Genomic DNA, 8,097 nt, shown 5'->3' on the forward strand with positions numbered 1-8,097 from the left:
GGCGCCGGTCCCCTGCGGATCCGGCGCCGCTCGCGTGCGCGGGCCGCTCGACGCGCGCGGGTCAGGCGTCGGCCAGGATCGGTTGGGCCACGGCGAAGGCGCGGTTGGCGGCCGGGACGCCCGCGTACACGCCCACCTGCAGCAGCACTTCCTTGATCTCGTCGGCCGTCACGCCGTTGCGCAGCGCGGCGCGCACGTGCATCGCCAACTCATGCTCGTGCCCGAGCGCCGCGAGCATCGCCAGCGTGATGCACGACCGGACGCGCCGGTCCAGCCCCGGCCTGGACCACACCTCGCCCCACGCGTACCGGGTGATGAAGTCCTGGAAGTCGGCGGTGAACGCGTCGGTGCGCGCGACCGCCCGGTCCACGTGCTCGTCACCGAGCACCTCGCGGCGCACCCGCGAGCCCTCGTCGAACCCGCTCACAGGTGCGCCTCCACGATCGCCGTGACCTCGTCGGACGCCTCCACGTTCGCCAGGTGCGCCGCCTGCACGACGTGGAACGACGCGCCGGGGACGGTGTCCGCGATGAAGCGCCCGCACTCGACCGGCGTGGCCTCGTCGTCCGCGCCCGAGATGACCACCGTGGGCGCCTCGATCGCGGGCAGCACGGACCGCAGGTCCATCGCCGCCAACGCCTCGCAGCACGCGGCGTAGCCCTCGTCGTCCACTTCGGACAGAGCGGTCTCGAACGCGGCCACCACGTCGGGCGACCGCTCCCGGAACGCCGGGGTGAACCAGCGGCCGATCGCGACCGGCACGATGGCGCCGATGCCGGACGCCCGCACGGTGGCGGCCCGGTCCTCCCACGGCCGCGCGGCCGGGAACCCGGCCGTGGTGCAGCACAGCACCAGCCGCTCGATGCGCTCCGGCGCGTGCCCGGCCAGCCACATGCCGACCATGCCGCCCATCGACACCCCGCAGTAGGACACCCGGGCGATGCCCAGCGCGTCCAGCAGCTCCAGCACGTCGTCGGCCAGGTCGTCGATGCGGTACGGGCCGGGCGGCGCGGCGCTGCCGCCGTGACCCCGGTGGTCGTAGCGCAGCACCCGGAACCGCCGGCGCAGCGCGGGCAACTGCCGGTCCCACAGGCCGGTCGTGGTGCCGAGCGAGTTGCCCAGGACGACGACCGGCGCGTCCGGCGGTCCGCTCAACTCGTAGTACGGCTTCACGGTCTGTCCCTCCCCCGGTGCGCCGCGAGGGCGCGGTCCACGAACGCACCCGCACCGCCGGTGTACCCGGCCGGGTCGAGCGCGTCGTCGATCTCCTTCTCCGACAAGCCGATCCGCAGGTCGGCCAGCAGCGCTTCGCGCAGCGACCGGCCCGCCGCCACCGCGGTCCGGCACACCTCCGCGACCAGGTCGTGCGCCTCGGACCGGCCGATGCGGTCGGCCAGTCGCACGGCCACGTTCTCGGCCATCAGCAGCCCGCCGGTCAGGTCGAGGTTGTGGCGCATCCGCTCCGCGTCGACCCGCAGCCGCCCCAGCAGCTCACGGGTGCCGCGCACCGCGCCGCCGACCAGCCGCAGCAGCTCGGTGACGGTCTGCCACTCGCTGTGCCACGCGCCGGCCGCGCGTTCGTGCTCCTGCGCCATCGTCGACAGCACCGTGGCCACCAGCCCCGGCACCCGGCGGGTGCACGCGGTCACCAGCACGGCGCGCACCGGGTTGTGCTTGTGCGGCATGGCCGACGACGTACCGCCGTCGCCCTCGCTCACCTCGGCCACCTCGGTCTGCGCGAGCAGCGCCACGTCCTGCGCGATCTTGGCCAGCACGCCGGACGCCTCGCCCAGCGCGCACGCGAGCTCCGCCACCCTGGTCCGGTTGGTGTGCCACGGGATCAGCGGCGCGGCCAGGCCCAGCTCGGCTGCCAGCTGCGCGGTGAGGTCGCCGCCCGGGTCGGGCACGGCGGCCGTCGTGCCCACCGCGCCGCCGAACTGGACGGCCAGCCGCCGCGTGCGCACGCTGGTCAGCGCGGCGGCGGCCTCGTCCACCGCGACGAGCCAGCCGGCGCACTTGAGCCCGAACGTGGTGGGCAGCGCGTGCTGGGTCAGGGTGCGGCCGGTGATCAGCGTGTCGCGGTGCCGTTCAGCGAGCCGCGCGCACTCGGCGGCGACACCGCGCAACCCGGCCAGCACCGGCCCCAACGCGCGGTGGGCGACCAGCGACAGCGCGGTGTCGAGCACGTCCTGGCTGGTGGCCCCGTTGTGCACGGCCGCGCGGCCCTCGGCGGTGACGTGCGCGCCGATCGCGCGGACCAGCGGCACCACCGGCGTGCCGGAGGTGAGGGCTCCTTCACCGATCACGACCGGGTCGTAGTGCCCGACGTCGATGGCGGTGACCACCATCCGGGCCGCCTCCTCGGTCACGATGCCCGCCCTGGCCTGCACGATCGCCAGGGCGCGCTCGAAGTCGAGCATCGCTCGCAGCCAGGCCTGGTCGCAGGTCTCGGCCTCGACGTCCGGGTCGGTGAACAGCGTGCCCCACAACGAGCGCGTCCCGGTGGCCCGGGAGACGTGCTCAGAGGTCGAAGAAGACGGTTTCATGCTCTCCTTGCAGGTGGATGTCGAAGCGGTAGCCGGGAGGGGTCGTCGCGGTCGGGTCGGTCGCGGCGACCAGGGTGGCCCGCCGGGCGGGGTCGTCGATCGAGGTGAGGACCGGGTCCACGTCGTTGGCCTCCTCGTCCGGGAAGTAGATGCGGGTGACCAGCCGCACCAGCATGCCCCGGCAGAACACCGACACGTCGAGGTGCGGTGCCTCCCGACCGCCCCCGGCCACGGGTAGCGGACCGGGTTTGACGGTCAGCACCGAGTACCGCCCGTCCGGGTCGGTGGCGCTGCGGCCGAAGCCCCGGAAATTCTCCCAGCGGACGCGACCGCGCGGATCGTCGGGGTGGTCGAACCGGCCGTCGGGGTCGGCCTGCCAGGTCTCGACCACGGCGTCCGGCACCGGCAGGCCAGCGCCGTCGAACACCGTGCCGCCGACCCGGATCGCGCCGGGCGTGCCCTCGGGCACCACGAACGGCCCGTCCTCCCACACCAGGCCGAACGAGAAGAACGGGCCGACGGTCTGCGACGGGGTGGTCCGGAGCTCACTCATCGTCGTCCTCCTCTTCCAGCGGCGTCGGGTTCTTGCCCCGCAGCACGATGTCCCACCGGTAGCCCAACGCCCACTCGGGCACGCTGGTGGCCAGGTCGAACCGGGCCACCATCGCCTCGCGGGCCTTCGGGTCGCGCACCGAGTTGAAGATCGGGTCCTGGGCGAACAGCGGGTCGCCCGGGAAGTACATCTGGGTGATCAGCCGCTGGGTGAAGGCGGTCCCGAACAGCGAGAAGTGGATGTGCGCGGGACGCCAGGCGTTGTCGTGGTTGCGCCACGGGTACGCGCCGGGCTGGATCGTGGTGAACGAGTAGCGGCCCTCGGCGTCGGTGACGGTCCGCCCGACGCCGGTGAAGTTCGGGTCGAGCGGCGCGGGGTGGCGGTCCGCGTCGTGCCGGTACCGCCCGCCCGCGTTGGCCTGCCACACCTCCAGCAGGGTGCCGGCGACCGGCCGCCCGTCGCCGTCCAGCACGCGGCCGGAGACGATGATCCGCTGGCCCTGCGGCTCGCCGCCGTGGCCGAGGGTGAGGTCGTTGTCCTGCGGTCCTACGCGGTCCTCACCGAGCAGCGGTCCGGTGATCTCGGTCAACCGCTGCGGCAGCAGCACGAACGGGCGCCGCGGCGCGCGGGCGACGTTGGACCGGTACTCGGGGAACTGCACGGGCGGGTGCGACGACGTGTCCGGCCGGTAGGTGTGCGGCCCGTCGGTGCCCGGCCCGTCGGTGTGTGGGAGAGAGGTCGGCACCGCGTTCTCCTGTTCGTCGTGCCGAGGGGTGGTCTAGCGGGTGAGGCCGTGCAGCACGGCCAGTTCGCGCTCGGTCGGCGGTTCGCCGCGGGTCAGCTCGTCCGCGACGCGCAGGTCCCACCCGGTGCGCTGGCGCGCGGTCTCCAGGTCGACGCCGGGGTGCAGCGAGGTGAGCACCAGCTCGCGCGTGCGCGGATCGGGCCGCAGCACGCCCAGGTCGGTGATCACCAGCTGCGGCCCGGCGCCGGTCAGGCCCAACGCCTCCCGCCCGCCCGGCCCGGAGCCGAAGCCGAACGAGGTGACGAAGTCGACCCGCTCCACGAACGACCGACTGGTCTGGCGCACGACCACGACGACCTCGCGGCACGACGCGGCGATCTCGGGCGCACCGCCCGCACCGGGCAGCCGCACGTCGGGGTCGCGGTAGTCGCCGCCGATCACGGTGGTGTTGATGTTGCCGAACCGGTCGAGCTGGGCCGCGCCGAGGAAGCCGACGTCGATCCGGCCGGGTTGCAGCCAGTAGTTGAAGATCTCCGGCACGCTCACCACGCTGACCGCGGTGTCGGCCAGCACGCCGTCACCGATCGACAGCGGCAGCCGGTCCGGTTTCGCGCCGATCGTGCCGGACTCGTAGACCAGCACGAGGTCGGGCGCGTGCGTGCGGCGGGCCAGGTTGGCCGCGGTGCTGGGCAGCCCGATGCCGACGAAGCACACCGCGCCGTCGCGCAACGCCCGCGCGGCGGCGACCGTCATCATCTCGTCGGAGGTGTAGGGGGTGCGGTCCGCGGTCACGCGACGCTCTCCAACCACTGCGCGAACTCGTCGCGGTCCCGGCTGATCCGGTCCCACGCGACGTAGAAGTCGTTGTCCCGCACGGAGTAGTCGTGCGCGTAGGACGGGTGCGCCCCGCCCGGCACCTCCGCGACGTAGTCCACCACCCAGGACGGCAGCACTACCGCGCCCGGTCGCGGGTCCAGCTCGTCCACGACCTCCTCGACGGTGACCAGCGAGCGGGTCGCGGCCAGCACCGCCTCCTTCTGCACGCCCGTGATGCCCCACAGCTGCACGTTGCCGTGCCGGTCGGCGCGCTGGGCGTGCACGACGGCGGCGTCCAGCCGCAGCGCGGCGACGGCGGTGAGCACCTCGCCGGTGAACGGGCACGTCACCTGGGCGATGTTGGCGGTCTGAGCGGGCAGGTCGGTGCCGGTGTAGCCGCGCAGCACGACGAACGGCAGCCCGGAGGCCGCGGCGACGTACCGGTTGGCCATGCCCGCGTGGCTGTGCTCCTCCAGCTCCAGCGGGCGCGGCCAGCCGTTCTGCACCGCGTCGCGGAACCGGTGCAGCGAGCCGACACCGGGGTTGCCGCCCCACGAGAACACCAGCTTGCGGGCGCAACCCGCGCCGATGAGCTGGTCGTACAGCACGTCGGGCGTCATCCGGACCAGGGTCAGGTCCCGCCTGCCCTGCCGGATCACCTCATGCCCCGCGGCGAACGGGATCAGGTGCGTGAACCCCTCGAACGCCACGGTGTCGCCGTCGTGCACCACGTGCGCGACGGCCTCCGCGAGGGGCGCGATGGTGGCCACTCCGACCTCCCGTTGTGCCTGGCCGGAACCGGCGATCCCGTGCGGCGAACGCTATTGACGGCGTTCGCCGCGGGTCAACGGGATCTTCCACTCACCGGAAGTCCGCGACCCCTACCTTCTGAACCGGACGGGCCCGCCGGCCGAACTGCTCGGTGTCAGCACGCTCGCGCACCGAAGGGATTCCCAATGAAGTTGTCAAGCGGCGAAGGTGACGGGCCATGAACTAGTCAGGCCGCTGTGGCTGCGGGTTGGGACCTGCCGGCCTGGAAAGTGCGGTTGTCGCGGATGAGGGCCCACAGGACGTTCAGGCGTCGGCGTGCCAGGGCGAGTATTGCCTGCTTGTGTGCCTTGCCTTCACGTCGTTTCCGCTCGTAGAAGGCTCGGGATGTCGGGCAGGAGCGGATGGAGGCCTGCGCGGACAGGTAGAACATGCGCAACAGGCGGCGGTTGTAGCGGCGTGGTCTGCGCAGATTGCCGCTGATCCGGCCGGAATCGTGGGGCACCGGGGCCAGGCCGGCGACGCCGGCGAGCCGGTCGGCGCTGCCGAACACGGTCATGTCGCCACCGGTCAGGGCGAGGAACTCGGCGCCGAGCAGGGGACCGACGCCGGGCATGCTCAGCACGGCCGCGGCGTGCCGGTGCCGACGGAACCGATCCTCGATGAGCGCGTCGGTCTCGGTGATCTCCTCATCCAGGACCATCACCGCCTTGGCCAGCCGGGCCACCACGGCCGCGGCCGTCGTCTCACCGGGAACGGTGATGGCCTGGGCCTGGGCCGCGGTGATCGCGGTGGCGGCGACCAGCGCGCTGTTGCGGACCTTCCGGGCACGCAACCAGGCGGCGAGTCGCTCCCGGCCGCACTCGCGCAGCGCCGCGGGGGTCCGGTAGCCGGTCAGCAGGACCAGTGCGGCCTTGGACCTGCTGTAGTCGAAGGCCCGTTCCAGGGCGGGGAAGTACTCCAGGAGCTGGGCACGCAGCCGGTTGATCGCGCGGGTGCGATCGGCGGCCAGGTCGTAGCGGCGGGCGGTGAGGATCCGCAGCTCGACCGCGATCTCGTCACCGGCGGTCATCGGGTGCAGGTCGCGGCGCATGCGGGCCTGGTCGGCGATGACGAAGGCGTCCTTGGCGTCGCTCTTGCCCTCCCCGCGATAGGTGCCCGACGCGTGGTGGACGGTGCGGCCAGGGATGTAGAGCAGTCTCTGGCCCTGATCGACCAACAGGGCGATCAGCAGCGCGCCGCCACCGGCGTTGAGGTCGATCGCCCACAACACGTCCGGCGCCAGCGCCCGCACGTCACCGATCAGCTCCAGCAGGTCGGCTTCGTTGTTGGCCACTCGCCGCGACAGCAGCTTCCTTCCATCGGCGTCGATCACCACGCAGTGGTGATGGGCCTTGCCCGCGTCCACACCGGCACACAACCCGGGCACGGTCACCTCCCGTCATCGCCCATGAGAAACCCGGCAGACGACCTCGCCGTCACGTCCTTATGCAGCGATCGTTCGCTCATCCCAATCAGCGGTCGAGTCGTCGCGGGACCTCGGGCGGCCAATCCCTTCAAGCCACACCACCAGCGCCGAGCATGAAGCCACACCCGAGGCCCCCCAGGCCCTCCCGATCTTACGAATGACCAGAACAGACCCAACCAAGAAGATAAGGATCGAGCATGTCCACACCGCTCACCAGCCGCCGCGCCGGCAGGGTGGTCGCCGCGTTGGCCGCGGTCGGCGCCACGGCCCTGGCCACCGGCCTGCTCGGCGCGTCCGGTGCGGGCGCGTCGAGCCACCGCGAAGCGCCGCTGATCGCGGGCGACCCGGCGGTCGACAACACCGACGTCTACGCGTTCGTCAGCCCCGACCACCACGACACGGTGACGCTGATCGCGAACTTCTCCCCGTTCCAGGAGCCGAACGGCGGCCCGAACTTCTTCCCGTGGGCGACCGACGCGCGGTACGACCTCAACGTCGACAACGACGGCGACGCCCGCGCCGACCTCACCTTCCGGTTCACGTTCCAGAACGACGACCGGCGCGGGAAGTGTCGGTGCCGCTCGTGACCACGCCGTGCGTGGGCAAGCGCTGTTGCCGGACACGGCCGACGTGTACGGGGTGCCGGCGGACGCCTTGACGCAGCTCGGGATGCCCGCCGAGGCCACCGCCGCGGTGCAGCGGATGCTCGACCTGGAGCCGGGCGTCCCGTCGTTCACGCGGGCGGCCTACGACCTGGAGCAGCGCGGGGACGTGACGGGCGCGCGGGAGGCGTTGGAGGGGGCGCTGGAAGCGGCGTGGTCGCCGTCGGACGTGGTGTTCTGCCGGTACCGCCTGGGCGAGTTGGCGTTCGACAACGGCGACCCGGACGAGGCCCTGTCGCAGTACGCGCAGGGGTTGGCGGTCGACCCGCGCGACGTGATGATGTTGCAGGGCAAGGCGAAGGTGTCGTTCGCGCGCGGCTCGTGTGGACGAGTCGCTGCGGGTGGGTCGGAGCTGGTGCGGCGCACGCCGTTGCCGCAGCTGGCGCACGAGTACGCGAACTTGCTGCGCACGGCGGGACGTGACCCGGCTGCGCAGTTCGCCGTGCTGGAACGGCAGTTCGCGCCGGCGCCCGACGACCTGGCCGCGTCCGCCGCGGCGGCGGCCCGGGGTGACGCGGGGGCGGGGTTTCGGGATAGGG

General features: G+C 72.8%; 10 protein-coding genes. 2 read left to right on the forward strand and 8 right to left on the reverse strand.

The features are described 5' to 3' along the window. Positions 1-61 precede the first annotated feature (61 nt). From pcaC to AB0G02_RS22825, 8 genes are all read right to left on the reverse strand, one after another. Entirely contained in the window at positions 62-427 is a 366-nt protein-coding gene (gene pcaC / locus AB0G02_RS22790; RefSeq protein WP_360797482.1) for a 4-carboxymuconolactone decarboxylase, read from the reverse strand. Beyond that, entirely contained in the window at positions 424-1,173 is a 750-nt protein-coding gene (gene pcaD, locus AB0G02_RS22795) for a 3-oxoadipate enol-lactonase (protein ID WP_360797483.1), read from the reverse strand. Before pcaD ends, pcaC begins: the two co-directional genes overlap by 4 nt. Next, complete coding sequence (pcaB, locus tag AB0G02_RS22800) at positions 1,170-2,546, reverse strand: 3-carboxy-cis,cis-muconate cycloisomerase (RefSeq protein ID WP_360797484.1); 1,377 nt, start codon at positions 2,544-2,546, stop codon at positions 1,170-1,172. Before pcaB ends, pcaD begins: the two co-directional genes overlap by 4 nt. Then, entirely contained in the window at positions 2,521-3,099 is a 579-nt protein-coding gene (gene pcaG, locus AB0G02_RS22805) for a protocatechuate 3,4-dioxygenase subunit alpha (RefSeq protein WP_360797485.1), read from the reverse strand. The genes pcaB and pcaG overlap by 26 nt, the downstream gene beginning before the upstream one ends. Further along, positions 3,092-3,844 (reverse strand): protocatechuate 3,4-dioxygenase subunit beta, encoded by a 753-nt coding sequence (gene pcaH, locus AB0G02_RS22810; protein ID WP_360797486.1) that lies wholly within the window; start codon positions 3,842-3,844, stop codon positions 3,092-3,094. Before pcaH ends, pcaG begins: the two co-directional genes overlap by 8 nt. 33 nt (positions 3,845-3,877) lie before the next feature. Then, positions 3,878-4,600, reverse strand: a complete 723-nt coding sequence (locus tag AB0G02_RS22815) for a CoA-transferase subunit beta (protein WP_360797491.1) — start codon at positions 4,598-4,600, stop codon at positions 3,878-3,880. A gap of 32 nt (positions 4,601-4,632) precedes the next feature. Then, positions 4,633-5,430, reverse strand: a complete 798-nt coding sequence (locus AB0G02_RS22820) for a CoA transferase subunit A (protein ID WP_360797487.1) — start codon at positions 5,428-5,430, stop codon at positions 4,633-4,635. 227 nt (positions 5,431-5,657) lie between these two features. After that, the gene (locus AB0G02_RS22825) at positions 5,658-6,863 is read right to left on the reverse strand and encodes an IS110 family transposase (protein WP_360797488.1); all 1,206 of its coding nucleotides are present in this window, start codon (positions 6,861-6,863) and stop codon (positions 5,658-5,660) included. 230 nt (positions 6,864-7,093) lie between these two features. Here AB0G02_RS22825 and AB0G02_RS22830 point away from each other — a divergent pair, with 230 nt between their 5' ends. After that, positions 7,094-7,483: a DUF4331 family protein gene (locus AB0G02_RS22830; protein WP_360797489.1), complete on the forward strand. Its 390-nt coding sequence runs from the start codon at positions 7,094-7,096 to the stop codon at positions 7,481-7,483. Positions 7,484-7,508: 25 nt separating this feature from the next. Then, positions 7,509-8,097 (forward strand): tetratricopeptide repeat protein (locus AB0G02_RS22835; protein ID WP_360797490.1); only part of this gene is annotated, 589 nt, incomplete at its 3' end.

Origin of the sequence: Actinosynnema sp. NPDC023658, assembly GCF_040639995.1 — a bacterium.
Taxonomy (GTDB): domain Bacteria; phylum Actinomycetota; class Actinomycetes; order Mycobacteriales; family Pseudonocardiaceae; genus Actinosynnema.